Below are 17,527 nucleotides of genomic sequence, written 5' to 3' on the forward strand. Positions count from 1 at the left end.
TGTGGAAAATTACCACATATTTTTAAAAAAATGATGTTGATTTGTATATATTTTCTTTTTAAAAAACACAGTGATTTTCACTGCATTTTTACGTTGTTTTTTAGTTGAAAATTTTAACATCTAAATCACCATGATCATTGATGTAATATTTAAATTCTTTTGCTTGAATTTTGTACTCAAAATCATCAATATTTGTGTGTTTTAATCTAACTAAAAACATAATACATTCATAAACCATAATCATAGCTCTAACATCATTTTCACAATAAAGTTTTAATGATGGAACTATATTTTCATTTCATAATGTATCACCAATTGTGCCCGCATTACGTTCCATAGCTTTTTGCATTGCCATAGTACCTTTTTGAATTTCTAATTCAGTATATGGAGTGATTAATGTTTTAAGTTGAATTTGTTCGTGAGTGATAAATTTTTCTATTTTTTTAATGCTATAAAATCTCATTAAGTAGTCAATGTTTATTAAGTTTGATGTTGAAGCAACTGAATGATTTACAAAATCTTCAGTGTCTTCAAAAGGTTCATAAGAAATAATTTGATTTGTAGTCTCATCTTTTTTAAAGAAAACGTAATCACTTAAATTAATGTTTCCGATTAAGTTTGAAAGTGAAATTGTCGAATAACTTTTAAAACAATCAGCAAGGTCAATTGTGTTGTTATTGATGTGTAGAACAATATTTTCAAGTGCAAAGATTTCTTTTGAATTAAATATTTCTTCATATTCAGCAATAAAATCAAAATCATCTTGAGTAGTAGGTTGATTGTAAAGTTTTTTACGTGCCAATTCTAAAATCTCTCTATTTCTAGAATTTTCATATGTTTTGTTATAAACAACATAATAATCTGCATTATCTGCATAAATTTTAATTAGCATTTTAACCATTTCAATGAGTTTGATATCTTTAGTGTCAATAACAATATTCTCGGCATGAGTTTGTTGTCCGTTTTGTGTTACGATCACTGAAACTTGGTTTACAACTTGGTTATAGGAAGGGACATTGTCTATGATAGGATAAATTCCCATAAATCCTTCATAGTCATATCAACAAATACGTGCATCTTTACGATGAATATCTTTAATGATGTTTAATGATTCAATATTAATAAAATTAATATCCTTTTTAAGTTGTGAAACTCTTGAAACAATATTTTTAAGGTTTTTCATGTTTTTTGTACCCACTGCTTTTGCAGAGTAATAATCATATTTTGCACCTATGAGATAGTTTAAAAGGATCATTTTTTCTTGACTTGAAAAACTTGTTGGCAATGTGATATCACCATTAATTTCATCACGATAATGTATTTTGTTTGTTAATCATGTATCTACTTTTGTTTCATCATAGTCATTTGGAATGTTGAAGAAATATTTTATGGCATGATAATTTCATTGTAATTCATTATTAAATTCTCTGTAAGCTTTTGCAAGAATTTTAATGTAGTGATTAAAAGGTTTGAGTTGAATTATCTTAAACTCTTGTGTTTTAGGTGTAAATGGTAAAAATCTAGTAAGTATTTCACTGTATGAATTTGTTTTAATATCATATTTATCATGACTAACTAAATCGATTTTTTCTTTGTCAATTACAATTCCGTCATTTGGAATAATTCTTAGTTTAGCAACGTTGATAAATCTAAAGTTTCCATTAACATCAAATGAACCATTATATGAAAGCGAAATATCCCCGGTTTTTTTCATGATGTATTCAAGTAATTTAATTTCATCTGGAATTTTTTTATTTGTTGATAAACTAATTGATTTTAATGGGTTTGCTGCAAATGATTCAAAGAATTTAATTTCATCTTTTTTAACTGTTTTAAGTGTTGATGAAATTGGATCAATAATGATAACACTAAAATCATTTACCTCAACGTCACAGTTCTTTAAGACTTGAAATGTGTAATAAAATTTGTAGTAATTTTGCGGTTTTACACGCGAAACATATTCTAAATTTACTAATTTTTTAAAACGTTTATCAAATACTAAACCGTCTGTTCTGAAATCAAGATCTAAGTCATCTACATTTTCGATAAAGTTAAAAGTTGGATTGATAATAAGGTCAATTTCAGGATCTTGTAATGCATCAAGTGTTTTTGATACTTTTGCTTCATAATTTTCATTTTGACGCACATACATAATTCTTTTTAAGTCTGTGTTATAGTGTTTAATGTATCAATTTAATGCGTCTTGTTTGAACTTAACATATGAATCAATTCTGATGTTGATGTACTCATTACTAATGTTTTCAAAATTAATCATATGAGTTGGTTTAGCACTTAATTTAAGTTCTACTTGGTCTTCAAAGATATCAAAGTTTATATCATGAACCGCAAGTGCTTCAGAAATTTTATCAATAGTATCAGATCTATCATCTTCTTCATCTAATTCCTCAGCCATATTACGGTGATCTTCAGGAGAAAAACCTCAATAGTCGTTATATTCTTTTTCAACAATTTTGTCTGTAAAGTTATCTGTGTTGAAAATAAAAGCTGGATTGTTGTAGAAAATTTTCTTGAAAATATTTCATTTAATAATTACTTGTTTTGCCATTAATCTTGCACCTCGTTTATATGTAACATAATTTTAATATATTTAATCAGATAATAGAAAAATCAGACTAAATTTAACCACCTATAAAAACTACTTTTCCCACATTTAATGTTTTTTGATTATAAAAAATTCTTTTATTTTTTAATATATTAAAAAAATAAAAAACAAACCATTGCAAAAAAATAAAAAGGTATAAAATAAAGTTATGCATTCCATAAAAGAGAAGTTCAGAAGGCTAACATATAGTGCTCAATATGATTGGATATTTTTAATCATATTTTTTATTATTGGAGCCATTTTAGCGAGTTTATCGTTTATTAACTATGGAATTTTTCTTGGATTTGCAATAGGAAGTCTTTTAATTTATGTTTTTTTTAAATTAAATTGGTTAATTTCTTACTTCGTTTTAAGAAGTAAGAAAACTAAATTGTATGCAATATTTATTTTGAAATCAGCATTATATTTTGGTTTATTAGCTGCAGTTATTTTTTCAACTTACGCTATAAACAAAATGTATTTAGACAATCCTAATAACTATCATTTCAGTGATGTTTTTAATAAACCAATTAACATTTTTGGAATGGTGGGGGGCATATCAATTGGATTCCTAACTTTAATAGTTCACGAAATTATTAAAAGGAGTTGAGTTGATAAAAAACTTTAAGGAAAGGAGGCTTATTGAATGACAGAATTTGTTACAAAACTAGCAGAAGATAACTCTCAAGAAGTTTCAGGTATAGGAAAATATATAGAAAACTGAAACCAGCCACAATTACTTTCATTGTTAGTAACTGTATTAATTGTTCTTGTAATTAGCATGATAGTGTATGTTAAAGTTTCAAGAGTCAAACCAAATGAAGCACCAAAAGGTGTTGCATTAATTGCTGAAGCTTATGTAGGTGTATTCGATAATACATTCGATGAAACTACTGGTGGTGAGAGAATTCAAAAATCTAGACTTTACATTTTTGGTCTTGGTACCTTTATTTTTATAGGTAACTTGATCGGAATGCTTGGTTTTGAACCAATAGTAACATCTTATTCCGTGCCATTAACTCTTGCTTTAATGAGCTGATTGGGAATTTTAATCTCGGGTGCAATTTATCACCGTTGAAGATACTTAAAAGTTTTCATCAATCCACTTGAAATTGTTGGTAAATTCTCTCCTTTGGTTTCATTAAGTTTCCGTATCTATGGAAATATCATTGGGGGTGCAACGGTTCTATTTCTTTTCTACTCTGTTTTCGGTTGAGTATGAACTTTAATACCTGGAATTGGAACGGTGACTGGAGAAAATGGACAAGTAGAACTTCATAGATGATATTTTTTAGCAGTGTTTTTCTCACCTGCTTTACATATGTACTTTGACTTATTCGGTTCAACATTACAAGCCTACTTATTTACATTATTAACACTTGTTTATTGAACTGTTGAATCATCAAATGAAGAAGCAATTTTACCTGCCGACAACGACAATGCAGAAGTTGCAAAAGTTAAACAAAGAAGATGGTTTAAAAAAGCGCAAAAACTTAAAGTTGCGCATGACACATATTAAAATCTCGATTTGAGATTTATCAAATTATTAAAAAATAATTAGGAGGATATCATGATTATTACTAAATTATTAGAAGAAGCTGGAACAGCGGTTGCTGGTGCTGTTGAGAAAACAAAAGATGTTGCAACACAAACAACAGAAACAACACAAGCAACACAAGGGAACAGCGATTCATTATCAATGGGGCTTCTTGCTGTTGGTGCTGGACTTGCTGCTATCGGTGTTCTTGGTACAGGGGTTGGACAAGGTTATGCTGCTGGTAAAGCTGCAGAAGCTGTTGGTAGAAATCCTGAAGCAGAAAACAAAATCCGTACTATGTTAATTATTGGTGCTGGTATTGCTGAAACAGCTGCTATTTATGCTTTCATGATTGCGTTATTATTATTATTAAAAATATAACCATTAACAACATAATAAAACCATTATGACAGAAGTAATTACTAAATTATTAGAAAAAGGAACAGATGCTATTGATTCTGCAGAACAAACTGCAGGACAAGGTGTTCTTGAAAAATTTAAAGCTTTAACACCATCGATACCATTAATGATTGCAACATTGATTGCATTTGGTATTACAATTGCTATTCTTGTTTATTTTTTCTATAAACCAGTAAAAGCGATGATGAAACGTCGCCATGATTTCATTCAAAGCAACATAGATGAATCAATTACTAATAAAGAACAAAGTCTTGTTAGATTGAATGAAGCAAATGACAAATTAAAAGATGCGCATAAACAAGCAGACATCATAGTAACAAAAGCAAAAATTGCAGCTGGAGAAGTTGCACATAATTTTACAGAAAAAGCAAAAGCAGAATCTAAACGTATGTTAGAAGAAACTACACAAGATATTGCTTCACAACAAAGAGAATTTGATCTTAAATCTAAAGAATATATTGTGACTGTAGCAACTCAATTAGCAGAAGAAATTCTTAAGAGAGAAATTACACCACAAACACAATCTGAAATCATTGAACAATTCTTAAAATCAGAAACAACACCAAAGGAAATATAGTTTATGTATATTAAACGTAACATTTCTGCTTATGCTGTTGCTATTTACGATTTAGTTAAAGAACAAGATATGTTCGAAGCAACACAAGCACAATTTGAATTAGTTAAAGAAGTTTTTGATAAACACCCAGAATTCATTGACTACTTTAAAAATGATTCAATTGATGAAGAAGAAAGACTTAAATCAATTGATGATGCATTTGGTGGTATGCACTGAATTGTTATTAATACACTTAAAGTAATAGTTCAAAGACGTATGGCACCAGCAATTAAAAAGATCATTATTGAATACTTAAAACTTTCAAATAATGAATTAAGAATTCGTTTTGCCAAAGTTGTTTCTGCATTTCCTATTTCAGATGCTGAAATGGATCTTATTCGTGAAAAAATTCAAAGTGTTACACGTAGACGTGTAGTGCTTAAAAATGAAGTTGATCCATCATTAATTGGTGGAATTAAAATTGTTTCAAAAACAGAAGTTCTTGAAATGAATATTTTAAATGACTTAACAAAAATTAAAAATTCAATAATTAAAAAAGAAAAAGAAAAGGAGGTGTTATAGAATGGCTATCAGATTAGATGATATTTCTGCGATTATCAAAGATAGAATTGAAAATATGGGTAAAACTATTGACCGTTCAGAAATTGGACAAGTTATTTCTATTGGAGATGGTATTGCTGTTGTATCAGGACTTCAAAAAGTTCGTAACTCAGAGATTGTTATCTTTGAAAACGGTGTTTACGGACTTGCATTAAACCTTGAAGAAGAAACTGTTGGGATCGCTCTTTTTGGTGATGCAAACTCAGTATCTGAAGGTGATACAGTAAGAAGAACTGGTGAAGTTATCTCTGTTAATGTTGGTGATGCATTACTTGGACGTGTTGTTGATGCTTTAGGTCAACCAATCGATGGTAAAGGTCACATTAATACAACTAAAAAATCTGAAATCTTTAAAGTTGCGCCTGGGGTTATTACACGTGAAGAAGTTAACCAACCACTTGAAACTGGTATTGTTGCTATTGACACCATGATTCCAATTGGTAAAGGACAACGTGAATTAATCATTGGTGACCGTCAAACAGGGAAAACAGCTATTGCAATTGACACAATTATTAACCAAAAAGATAAAAATGTTAAATGTGTTTATGTTGCAATCGGACAAAAGAACTCAACTGTTGCTCAAATCGTTAATAAACTTAATGAATTTGGTGCTTTAGAATATACAACAATCGTTGTTGCAGGAGCTAGTGAACTTGCGCCACAACAATATATAGCACCATATACAGGGGTAACAATTGCTGAATATTGAATGTCACAAGGTAAAGATGTTTTAATCGTGTATGATGATCTTTCAAAACATGCTGTTGCATATAGAACATTATCATTATTATTACGTCGTCCACCTGGTCGTGAAGCATACCCTGGAGATGTATTCTATTTACACTCACAATTATTAGAAAGAGCTGCAAGACTTAACAAAAATTATGGTGGGGGATCAGTAACTGCCTTACCAATCATCGAAACACAACAAGGTGATATTTCAGCTTATATTCCTACAAATGTTATTTCGATTACTGATGGACAAATCTTCACGAAAGAAGCTTTATTCAACTCAGGACAACGTCCAGCTGTTGATGTTGGATTCAGTGTTTCTCGTGTTGGTTCAGCAGTGCAAACAAAAGCAATGAAAAAAGTTGTTGGTTCATTAAAGCTTGAACTTGCACAATTTAATGAAATGCAAGCCTTTGCACAATTCGGATCAGATCTTGATGATTCAACAAAAACAATTCTTGAACACGGAGCAAAAGTTTACGAATTACTTAAACAAGAACAATACTTTGCTATTTCACAAGCTGCACAAGTTATTATTCTTGTCGGAGTTAAAGAAAGACTTATTAACCCATTACCAAAAGAATACATTCACGAATACCGTGATACTGTATTAAGTTACATCAAAAAAGACCCTGAAGGTATTGCTATCTACTCAGATATTCACACAACAGGTCAATTATCTGATGAAAACTATGCAAAAATCGTTAAAGCACTTATTAAAATCGTTATGGACATTGTTGTAACAATTCCTGACTACGATCCAAAAGCACACAAACCTGTTCCAAGCAAATATGATCATATTGTTAAAGAAGTAAGTGAACAACTAGGATTTTCTAGCACAACAAACGAAAAATAATTATGGCAAATTTAAATAGTTTAAAAAACAGAATTAATGTTATTGGGAATACGCGTAAAATCACAAATGCTATGCAACTTGTATCAACTGCTAAATTACGTAAGCTACGTACTGAATACCAATCAGTAAATGCTTATTTAGCAACTTTAACAGATACATTTGATGAATTATTCAAGCATGCATCACCAAAGGATTTTTATGCTATTTTCCCTAAAAACACAGATGTTAAATCTAACCTACACATTGTTATTAGTAGTGATCTTGGATTATGTGGTTCTTACAACCATAACGTAATCAAATTAGTTAAATCACAATTAAAACCAAATGACAAAATTATTGTTGTTGGAACAAAAGGTTACACCTTATTACAAGGTGCTGGTTATATTGATCAAATCATCCAAAAACACACTGACATTGGTGAAACAATTACTTACCACTTAGGTAGTGTTATCGGTAAAAAAGCATTAAGTCTTTACAATCAAAAAGAGATTGCAAACGTTTATCTTTACTATACAGAATTTATTAACAATATTAATCAAGAAGCAGTTCAAAAGAAATTATTCCCTTTTGATATTCAAGAGAGTTCAGAACAAAATGGCGCTCAAACAATTGAGTTTGAACCAAATTCAGAAGTTGTACTTAAAAACTCTATTCCACTTTATTTAGCAAGTATGGTGTATTGTTTAGGTACTACTTCAAAAATTTCTGAAATGGCTTCAAGAAGAAATGCTATGGAAAATGCCACAAATAATGCAGATGATTTACAAAAAGAATTACGTCTTGAATTTAATAGACGTCGTCAAAGTAATATTACTCAAGAAATCACTGAAATTGTGGCAGGTGCAGATGCAACATAATTTTAAAGGAGGTATAAATGGTTAAAAATCAAGGTACTATAGTACAAATAGTTGGACCAGTTGTCGACGTTAGATTTGACGAAGGCAAACTCCCTCGCTTAAACAACGCTTTAACGTTAGAATTCGAAGGTGATATTTACACATTCGAAGTCGCACAACACATCGGTGATGATACAGCTAGAACTATTTCAATGGTTTCAACAAACGGACTTCAAAGAGGTATGAAAGTTGAAGATACAGGAGCACCAATCTCTGTACCAGTTGGAAATGCAGTTTTAGGAAGAATGTTCGATGTTTTAGGAAACCCAATTGATGGTGGAACAAGACCAGAAGGATGTGAAACAAACCCAATTCACGCACCAAGTCCTTCATATGAAGAACAAAAAACATCATCAGAAATTTTAGAAACAGGTATCAAAGTTATCGATTTACTTATCCCATATGCTAAAGGGGGAAAAATCGGATTATTCGGTGGGGCTGGAGTTGGTAAAACAGTTCTTGTTCAAGAGTTAATTAACAACATTGCTACAGTTCACTCAGGACTTTCAGTATTCGCTGGAGTTGGAGAAAGAACACGTGAAGGAAATGACCTTTACTACGAAATGAAAGCTGCTGGAGTTTTAGATAAAACAGCACTTGTATTTGGTCAAATGAACGAACCACCTGGAGCACGTATGCGTGTTGCATTAAGTGGTCTTACAATGGCTGAATATTTCAGAGACAAACAAAATCAAGATGTGCTTTTATTCATCGATAATATCTTCCGTTTCACACAAGCTGGTTCAGAGGTTTCTGCCTTATTAGGGCGTATGCCATCTGCTGTTGGATACCAACCAACACTTGCTACAGAAATGGGAGCATTACAAGAAAGAATTACATCAACACGTAGAGGATCAATCACATCAGTTCAAGCAGTTTATGTTCCTGCTGATGACTTAACTGACCCTGCTCCTGCTACAACATTCACACACCTTGATGCTAAAACGGTTCTTGACCGTAATATTGCAGCTTTAGGTATTTACCCTGCTATTGACCCACTTAACTCATCATCAAGATTACTTGACCCACTTGTTGTTGGTCAAGAGCACTACGACGTAGCACAAGAAGTAGTTGCTATCTTACAAAGATTCAAAGAATTACAAGATATTATTGCTATTCTTGGTATGGGAGAACTTTCAGAAGAAGATAAAAGAATCGTTGCACGTGCACGTAGAATTAGAAACTTCTTATCACAACCATTCCACGTTGCTGAAAAATTCTCAGGTATTAAAGGACAATATGTTCCATTAGATGAAACTATCCGTAGTTTCAAAGTTATTCTTTCAGGTGACTTAGATGAATATCCAGAAGATATCTTTAGATATGCTGGAAGCATTAACGATGTTATTGATAGATATAACAAACTTAAACAAGAAAATAATGGAATAATAGTTGAAGATCAAAAAGAATCTGATGAAGCACAAGATGAAAACACTTCTGAAGAAATTACAAATAATGAAACAAATGATGAAGTTGTTTCAAACGAAACAACAGATGATGAATCATCATCAATTAATACTCCAAATAGCAATCTTGATGAAGATGGTGAATAATGGCAAATAACAATCAAAAAGGTGTTCAAAACCAAGTATTGTTAACTATTACCGCTCCAACAGGTATTTTCTACCAAGGTTATACTGATATTGTAACCGTTAAAACTGCTTTAGGTTACATCGGTTTACAAAGCGGGCGTACTCCTTTATTTACAAATATTGAAGTTGGGAATTTAACTATTGGTTGAGATAATAAACCAGATACAGTTAAATGCTATATTGGTGGTGGTCTCATTTATGCAGACAGCAAAAAAATCAATATTTTAACTGATAATATTATCAATGTTAAAAACATTGATCTTCAAAGAGCTTTACGCGAGCGTGATATGATCATCAAACAAATTGAAGAAGCATCTCACAATGATCAAGTTAAACGTTTAAAACTTGAATCAAAACTCAAGAAAACTCTTTTCAAAATTGATGCATACAATAACTTTAATAAATAATATTTAAACAGTCGAAAGACTGTTTTTTTGTATATAAAAATTACAACCACAAAGGATTGTAATTTCAACTATTCAAATGTTGCAATGATATTATCTAAATCATCTTGTGTAAGGTCATTTTTGTTCTTTAATTCTTCAAGTAATTCTTTATTAGTTTCAATGTTATTTAGAATCTTACCTTTTTTATCTGTGATATTAAAGAATGATTGCAATGAGACAAATAATGTAGCGCTTACGTTTATTACTGCAATTGTGATGAATAATGACATAATGAAGTTATCACCAGAGTTGTAACGCACTGAGAACAAGGTTAAAACAACCGTGAGAGATGCAACAAACATTGAAAAGATGTTTAGGAAAACAAATAACGATGTACTTCTAATGTACTTTCATCTTATTTTTTCTTGCTTTTGTTGCAATGTAAGTTCTTTAGTTTTCTCTTGTTTCATTTTCAACTCCAAATAATTGTTCTTTATTTAATTTGTCATATTGTAAAATACCTAGAACTCTTTCATATAAAGCAAACACTTTTTTATCTATGTCATTGATGTTTTTGTATATTGATAAATCAGATTCAAACATAATGATTTCTAGTTTAATTTTTTGAATAGCTAATTTTTTGGCTTGGTATTTTTTATTAACTACAAAGAAAGATAAAACACCACTAATAAAACCGATGAATGAGTTTATTGTTGTTATCAAAATTGGATAAAAACCAACACCAACTAAAACATGATTAAATCAAGGATTATTTGTTTTTCTAACTTCGTATTTATTGCTACCAGCAAGATAGTAAACAGCAACTACACCAATTATAAAAGCTGCAAAAATTGTAAGTAAGTTTAAGAAATAGTAAAGACTTAAATAAAGATAGTATAAGCGTTTATTATCTTTGTAAATTTTCTTGATTTGATTAAGTAATTTGTTATCTTGCATGATGATCACCTTTGCTTGTAAAGTGTTCGGTTATTATGTCTTTAATAATCAATTTATTTTTTACGCTAGCACGTTGTCATAAACGATCAACAAATTGTTCGAATGTTTCATCATTGATTTGTTTAGCATCGTGTTTATTTTGAATGTACTTTAAAGTATTGTAAATTCTACGGTAATCGCTTTGTCGAGTGTTTTGCTTATATATAGCAAGCGTGATTGTTAATGTAAATGATGTAATGATTAGTATTACAAGAGTTATAAGCATGTAAAATGAAGCATAAAAAGGTTTGCTATCTTGTATTGTATTATTATCTCTGTAATTTATTAATTCCACTAACGTATAGATAGCAAGAGAAATAGTAGATATATTTAAAATACCAATTATTATTGAAAATAATCAATCTAAAATTCTATATGTTAGAAATTTACGTTCATCTACCTTGATTTTATGTTGAAGAAATTTAAATATTTTATCCATATTTTTATTTTATAACTTTCATAAGCATCATATCGATGATAAATAATGAATTTTGCACATATTATCATTGTTAAATTTGATTGAAAAGCGTAAAACAGGACACAACCGGCATAAATCTATCGGAATGTCCGATTTGATTTGGTCCGGGCTTGTTTTTTTTTTTTTTGGTAAGCTTATAAAAAAGTGAATAAGTGCTTATTTAAGGGGTAAAAGTGAAAAATACTGATTTAATTTTCGATATTTTAGAAGGAAATTCAGAAAAATTAATTAAAAAACTTGATGATAATTCAATCAAGTTAATTTATGGTTCTCCTCCTTATCCCAATGCTAAACGAAATTATGGAATTTGAAAGACAGATGAATACTTAAAAACTATTGATAAATTTTTATCTAAATGTTTACCAAAGTTAAGGGATGATGGTTTTATAGTTATTAATGTTAAAGCAAATAGAAACCCCGGTAAAAAAGGTTCTTTCTCATCTGAGCGATCTTTAATTATTGAAGAATTAATGTTACACATGAAAAAGAAACTCAAATTATACTGTGTTGATATTGAAATATGACTTAAATCTAACCCAGTACCAACTGGTTTAAGAGTAGCTTGCCAAGATGCTTATGAGTATAATTTATGATTTTCTAAGTCTCCAGAATGACAAATTAATATTGATGCTATTAGAAATGAATATCAAGGTTCATCATTAAAAACCTATGAAGCGACAATATTCAAACCAAGAATTAATGGGTTAAATTATGTTGCTAAAGAGAAAAAGATTAAACCGAACTCAAAGGGTTGTTTACCAAAAAATGTTTTTATCAACAAAAATGATGAAATGATAAATTCGTTAATTAGCAACTATCAATTGCAAAAAGAAACATTAAATAGTTATTCTAATGTGATTTATGGTGCAACATCAAGTAGAAGTTTAAATCACCAAGCAATACAACCGGAATACGTACCCCAAAAATACATTCTTGCATGCACAAATGAAAATGATATTGTTTTAGATCCTTGGTGTGGTAGTGGAACAACTGGAGTTGTAGCAGTAAAAAATGGAAGAAAATTTATTGGTTTTGAAATCCTTAGTGAATATGTTGAGTTATCAAATCAACGAATTAGTGAGGTATTAAAAGATGTTGACGAACATTAAGTTTTCAAAAAGACGTTATGTAAAAGATAAAAATGATTTTAATAAAGAAATTTTTCAACCTTGTTTAACGAATTCAAATGTTTTCAATTGATCTAGTTGCTATTTTCGTTCAACAGTATTTTTAGCAATAAGAGATGGTTTGGTAGAATTTATCAAAAATAATAATGGTAGAATGAAATTAATTTGTAGTCCATTTAATGATTTAAAAGATCTAGAAGTAATTGTGAGTTCTAACCAAAACACCTTAAATAAAGATATTTTGGACTTTGATTATGATATTCAAATTGATTCGATACTAGAAAAGTTAAATAGTGAAAATCCAGACACTACTTTATTATTATCTGAATTAATCAGAATGGATTTAGTTGAAATTAAGTTTGTAGTACCAAAATCTGAAGATGACACTATTAATATTGATCACAGAAAATTCGGTTATTTTAAAGATGAAAATAATAATTATATTGGTTTTACAGGTTCTATGAATGCAACTTATAAAGGGATACATATAAATGGAAATAATGAAGATATAAATATTTATGCCGATGAAGAAGAGGCAAAAGAAATCAAAGACGACTTTGATAATATTTGAAATCAAACTGATGATAAAGTAAATGTAATAGAATATGATTTTTTAAATAATTTAATAGTAAAAAATTCAATTGATAAAATCAAACAAAAAAATTTAGATTTAGAAACTTTAATAAAAAATGCTATAAAAGAACATTTTAAAAACGATAGCAAACTCGTAACTCATAAAGTAGATAAGCGCAAATTAAGACCTTATCAAGAATTAATTCTTAAAAATTGAAATGATAATAATAGAAACGGTTTAATTGAAATGTGTACCGGTGCCGGAAAAACTTTCACCGCACTTAACGCAATGAAGCAAGCAATGGATGAAAAGAATGAAACTGTTGTTGTTTTAGTGCCTAGAGAATTACTTTTTAACCAATGATATAATGAAATAAATAATTTTTTCAATAATGATATTAAATTCAAATTAATTGGATGTGGAAATGAATTTAGTCGATCATCATTAAAAATTTTTCTTGATAGAACAAATATTAAAAGAAAGTGTGTTATTAGTACATATGTTAGTGCAGTAAAACACTCTATCTGAAATACATTAAATACTAAAGATAATATTTTTCTTATTTGTGATGAGGTTCACAATATAGGATCCTTAAATAATAAAAATTTAATCAATCTTAAAGCAAAAGCAAAAATGGGTCTTTCAGCAACTCCAAATAGATTTTTTGATCCTGAGGGTACTGAATTTATAAAAAAATATTTTATCAATGAAATACACCCAAAATACCAATTGTCTAACGCAATAAGCGATGGATATCTAAGTAAATATTTTTATTATATTTATAAGGTTAATTTAACTGATGAAGAACAAAATAAATATGCAGAATTAAGCAGTGATATTTCAAGGATGTTAAGCAAAAAACAAAGAAGCGATAAGGAAGAAGAAAAGTTAACTAACAAAATAATCAAAAGAGCAGATATTGTTAAAAAAGCAAAAAATAAAATTTATGAAGTTCAACACATTATCCAAGAAAAATATCAACAAAATCAACATTGATTAATATATTTAGATGATAAAGAACATATTGATGAATACTATAACATCCTAAGTACAATAACAAATGATCTATATAAGTATTATTCAGAAATGGCAAATAAAGAAGAAACATTAAATACTTTTATTCAAAATGGCGGAATTATTCTTGCAATAAATTGTTTGGATGAAGGTGTGGATATTCCAATATTGGATAACTTGATATTAGTTGCTTCATCACAAAATTATAGACAGTATGTGCAACGAAGAGGTAGAGCATTAAGAACGCATGAAAATAAGCCATATGCTAAGATTTATGACTTTTTAACACTACCAGATAGTAATTTCTATGTTGAACCCCGCTTTGTATTAAATGAGATAAATAGAATTCAAGAATTTGCTAAAGATGCAGTTAATGATTCTTTAATCCTAAATGAAGTTGAGATTATTTTAGCTGAAAAAGGTTGAAAAACACTGAAAGATAGAAATCCAATAATTGCAGACATGGAGGAAAAAGAAAATGAATAATAAGAACACAGAAAAATACGAAAAAGTATTCAAAGAACAAATTAAATTGATATTAATTGATAAGTCGAGTGATGAACAAGATGAAATTTTAAAACTTTTAATGGAAATAACTGATTTAGAAGAAAAAAACCAATTTATTCCCGAGACAGAAAGAACACAAATTAAAAATGAAATTGAAGAGATGGTGGAAAATGTTTCATATTAAAGAAATCAAATTAAATAATTTTATAAGTTATTATGGAAATGATAATGTTTTTAATTTCGGTGAGAAAAAAGGTGTTTCAATTATTTGGGGTAAAAATGGTATAGGAAAAACAACCATTATAAAAGCACTTAAATTTGTTCTTTATGGTAAAACGAATTATAAAGAAACTGATTTTTATCTAAATATTTTAAATAACAAGGCAAAAAAAGAAAGAAAATATCATTTCTCTGTAATTCTATCATTCCAATATAATGAACAAGATTACACACTTATCAGAGAAGTTAAACCGGGTCTATTAAATAAAGAAGACACCATACCTGTTGATGATAATTTCTTTCAAACTGATTGACTTTTAATGTGCGACGGGAAAAATTTAGCTAAAAGAGATGCTGAAAATTTACTTCGCTCAATTGCTCCTGAAAAAATTTCAGATTTCATTTTCTTCCAAGGTGAAACAATCACGAAATTTTCGGAAAGTTTGCTAAAAAACAAAAATAGTGCTGAAATTGTTTTGGCTATTAAAAAAACACTTGGTGAAGAAGTTATTAAAAACTCACTTAATGATTGTAATTCAATTATAAAAAACCTTGAAGATAAACAAATAGAGGAACTTAAAAAAATTAAGAAAAATAATGAAATTAACAAGAATATTGAAATAAAAAAACAATTAATTGGTGAAATAACAGAAGACATAAAAAGTCGTTTAGAACATCGTGATCAAGTTGAAGCTGAAATAGAAAAAATCAAACAACAATTATCTCAAAACGAAGGTATAAACCGGCTTATTGATGAAATTAAAAATACCGAGAAAAACATAGCAATTAACAATAATAGAATCAAAGAAACAAAAAATGAAATTAAGGAAATGTTGAGCAAAAGATTTAATGACTTTACTTTTAAACAATATTCAAAAATTATGAACGATTTCGATACCTCTGAAGAATTTTCTAATTTAAAAGAGATGGAACTAAAATACACTAAGAACACAAATGAAAAAATACAATACGAAATGATATTAAAAGAAAGCAAATGCAACGTTTGCTCTCATGAAATAGATGAAAAAAGTAAACATAATTTTGAAAATAAAATAGATAAAATCAATGAAGAATTACAACAATTTGAAAAGAATAATTTCAAAGACAAAATATCAGAATGAAAATTAAGAAAAAATAGAATCCAAATTCGTTTATCTTCAATTCAAAATCCCAAAAACATAATTGAAGATATTGAAAATAAAACGTTTACTATTTCTGATTTGATTGAAGAAAATAATAAACAAAATCAAGAATTAAAGAAATTAAAGGAAAAAAGAAATACTATTGATATTCCTGATGAAGTAATAAAAAACTTAAATTCTGATTGCATTAAAAAAGAAGCTACATTAATCAGTTTGGATAAGTCCATCTCAGATTTAAAACAAAAATTAGAAATCAACAATACAGAATTAGAAAAACTAAAATCTAATCTAGTTTTAGATGACCACGAAAATAAAATGAATACTATTAATAAAAAAATTAGATTGTTAAAAGATATTAAAAATATTTTAACTGCTTCTATCTCTCATTTTAACACTCAAATGATACAAAGAGTTGAGGAAGATGCTAATCACTTCTTTTCAAAAACAGCTTCTTTAAAAGCAATGAGCAGAATTAAAATCGATTACAACGATTATACTGTAAAAGTTTTAGATCATAATGGTGAAGATGTTGCAGATATTTCGACTGGTTACGAAAATGTTTTAACGATGTCGATAATTTATGGAATGCATAAGAATTCTAATCTAGTTGGATCTATTGTTCTAGATGCTGTTGGTTCAACATTGGATAAAGAGCACAAAGAAGCAATTTTAAGTTCTCTTAAAGAGTTGTCTCAACAAGTTATATTATTAACATTTGAAGATCAAATTATAGATAATTTTAAACGTACAAATCAGTCTGAAATTGTTAAAGAATTTAAAATTTACAAAGATGATAAAGAAAATGACAAATTATATGAAACAAAAATCGAGGTAATTAAATAATGAGCGAAATTTCAACACAATTTGCAATTACAAAAAATAATGAAGAATTTGCAGACAAAATGATTTCAACAGGTTTTTTTCATACCAAAGCTGATGTTGCGAAATACGGTGCATTAATTGCTATTAATAAGAAATTATTTAAACATCGAGAAAATACATTTAAAAATGTTATTCCAAATAAAGACACTGGTCTTTTACCTGGTACAAATTGAAATGTTTCAAGTATCGATCCAGACGGGATTGTACAAGGCATTATTAGAGAACTTGAGATACCAGAAGCAGAGAAGAATTTTGATACAGTTAAATTATTAAGATGAATGATTATTTTAGGTTTAAACTGACTTGAATCTAGATATAGAAATGAAAATTTCAGTCAAAATTCCGTGATAGATTTTTACACAATTTTAAAGGAATTAAATTAGTGAATAT

Annotated in this window: 17 protein-coding genes and 1 pseudogene; 14 read left to right on the forward strand and 4 right to left on the reverse strand. The window is 28.8% G+C overall.

What is annotated here, in order from left to right:
* Positions 1–100: 100 nt before the first annotated feature.
* Entirely contained in the window at positions 101–2,566 is a 2,466-nt protein-coding gene (locus H9M94_RS00380) for a UU173 family protein (protein ID WP_187469628.1), read from the reverse strand.
* A gap of 205 nt (positions 2,567–2,771) precedes the next feature.
* Here H9M94_RS00380 and H9M94_RS00385 point away from each other — a divergent pair, with 205 nt between their 5' ends.
* The 9 genes and pseudogenes from H9M94_RS00385 to H9M94_RS00425 all read left to right on the forward strand — a co-directional run bounded on the left by H9M94_RS00385 (position 2,772) and on the right by H9M94_RS00425 (position 10,219).
* Complete coding sequence (locus tag H9M94_RS00385; protein ID WP_187469629.1) at positions 2,772–3,230, forward strand: hypothetical protein; 459 nt, start codon at positions 2,772–2,774, stop codon at positions 3,228–3,230.
* A gap of 18 nt (positions 3,231–3,248) precedes the next feature.
* Positions 3,249–4,121, forward strand: a complete 873-nt coding sequence (locus H9M94_RS00390) for a F0F1 ATP synthase subunit A (RefSeq protein ID WP_187469630.1) — start codon at positions 3,249–3,251, stop codon at positions 4,119–4,121.
* Between the two features lie 51 nt (positions 4,122–4,172).
* A complete protein-coding gene (atpE, locus tag H9M94_RS03605) occupies positions 4,173–4,520 on the forward strand; it encodes an ATP synthase F0 subunit C (RefSeq protein ID WP_255483464.1) in 348 nt (115 codons plus the stop codon).
* Between the two features lie 25 nt (positions 4,521–4,545).
* Positions 4,546–5,136, forward strand: coding sequence for a F0F1 ATP synthase subunit B (gene atpF, locus H9M94_RS00400; RefSeq protein ID WP_187469631.1), 591 nt, complete (start codon positions 4,546–4,548; stop codon positions 5,134–5,136).
* A gap of 3 nt (positions 5,137–5,139) precedes the next feature.
* Positions 5,140–5,697, forward strand: a complete 558-nt coding sequence (atpH, locus tag H9M94_RS00405) for an ATP synthase F1 subunit delta (protein ID WP_187469632.1) — start codon at positions 5,140–5,142, stop codon at positions 5,695–5,697.
* A gap of 1 nt (position 5,698) precedes the next feature.
* Positions 5,699–7,324, forward strand: coding sequence for a F0F1 ATP synthase subunit alpha (atpA, locus tag H9M94_RS00410; protein ID WP_187469633.1), 1,626 nt, complete (start codon positions 5,699–5,701; stop codon positions 7,322–7,324).
* A gap of 2 nt (positions 7,325–7,326) precedes the next feature.
* Positions 7,327–8,181 carry an ATP synthase F1 subunit gamma gene (gene atpG / locus H9M94_RS00415; RefSeq protein WP_187469634.1) on the forward strand — a complete coding sequence of 285 codons (855 nt, stop codon included), beginning with the start codon at positions 7,327–7,329 and terminating at the stop codon, positions 8,179–8,181.
* A 17-nt stretch (positions 8,182–8,198) separates the two neighbouring features.
* Positions 8,199–9,596: pseudogene (gene atpD / locus H9M94_RS00420) on the forward strand (F0F1 ATP synthase subunit beta); the annotation flags it as partial.
* Positions 9,597–9,772: 176 nt separating this feature from the next.
* Positions 9,773–10,219 (forward strand): F0F1 ATP synthase subunit epsilon, encoded by a 447-nt coding sequence (locus H9M94_RS00425; RefSeq protein WP_187469636.1) that lies wholly within the window; start codon positions 9,773–9,775, stop codon positions 10,217–10,219.
* Positions 10,220–10,287: 68 nt separating this feature from the next.
* Here the strand turns inward: H9M94_RS00425 and H9M94_RS00430 are convergent, their stop codons facing one another.
* From H9M94_RS00430 to H9M94_RS00440, 3 genes are read right to left on the reverse strand one after another with little or no spacing between them, the layout of a single operon-like run.
* On the reverse strand, positions 10,288–10,668 hold the full coding sequence (locus H9M94_RS00430; RefSeq protein ID WP_187469637.1) for a hypothetical protein: 381 nt from the start codon (positions 10,666–10,668) through the stop codon (positions 10,288–10,290).
* Positions 10,649–11,155, reverse strand: a complete 507-nt coding sequence (locus tag H9M94_RS00435) for a DUF4231 domain-containing protein (protein ID WP_187469638.1) — start codon at positions 11,153–11,155, stop codon at positions 10,649–10,651. Before H9M94_RS00435 ends, H9M94_RS00430 begins: the two co-directional genes overlap by 20 nt.
* Positions 11,145–11,633: a hypothetical protein gene (locus H9M94_RS00440; RefSeq protein ID WP_187469639.1), complete on the reverse strand. Its 489-nt coding sequence runs from the start codon at positions 11,631–11,633 to the stop codon at positions 11,145–11,147. The genes H9M94_RS00435 and H9M94_RS00440 overlap by 11 nt, the downstream gene beginning before the upstream one ends.
* Before the next feature lie 212 nt (positions 11,634–11,845).
* Here H9M94_RS00440 and H9M94_RS00445 point away from each other — a divergent pair, with 212 nt between their 5' ends.
* Genes H9M94_RS00445 through H9M94_RS00465 form a run of 5 tightly spaced genes read left to right on the forward strand, consistent with a single transcriptional unit; the run spans position 11,846 to position 17,520 of the window.
* Entirely contained in the window at positions 11,846–12,781 is a 936-nt protein-coding gene (locus H9M94_RS00445) for a site-specific DNA-methyltransferase (RefSeq protein WP_222931577.1), read from the forward strand.
* Positions 12,765–14,873: a DEAD/DEAH box helicase family protein gene (locus tag H9M94_RS00450; RefSeq protein ID WP_187469640.1), complete on the forward strand. Its 2,109-nt coding sequence runs from the start codon at positions 12,765–12,767 to the stop codon at positions 14,871–14,873. Before H9M94_RS00445 ends, H9M94_RS00450 begins: the two co-directional genes overlap by 17 nt.
* Complete coding sequence (locus H9M94_RS00455) at positions 14,866–15,078, forward strand: hypothetical protein (RefSeq protein ID WP_187469641.1); 213 nt, start codon at positions 14,866–14,868, stop codon at positions 15,076–15,078. The genes H9M94_RS00450 and H9M94_RS00455 overlap by 8 nt, the downstream gene beginning before the upstream one ends.
* A complete protein-coding gene (locus H9M94_RS00460; protein ID WP_187469642.1) occupies positions 15,065–17,098 on the forward strand; it encodes an AAA family ATPase in 2,034 nt (677 codons plus the stop codon). The genes H9M94_RS00455 and H9M94_RS00460 overlap by 14 nt, the downstream gene beginning before the upstream one ends.
* The gene (locus H9M94_RS00465) at positions 17,098–17,520 is read left to right on the forward strand and encodes a hypothetical protein (RefSeq protein ID WP_187469643.1); all 423 of its coding nucleotides are present in this window, start codon (positions 17,098–17,100) and stop codon (positions 17,518–17,520) included. Before H9M94_RS00460 ends, H9M94_RS00465 begins: the two co-directional genes overlap by 1 nt.
* Positions 17,521–17,527 lie beyond the last annotated feature (7 nt).

It is taken from the genome of Mycoplasma sp. Pen4 (assembly GCF_014352955.1).
In the GTDB taxonomy this organism is placed as follows: Bacteria; Bacillota_I; Bacilli_A; order Mycoplasmatales; family Metamycoplasmataceae; genus Mycoplasmopsis.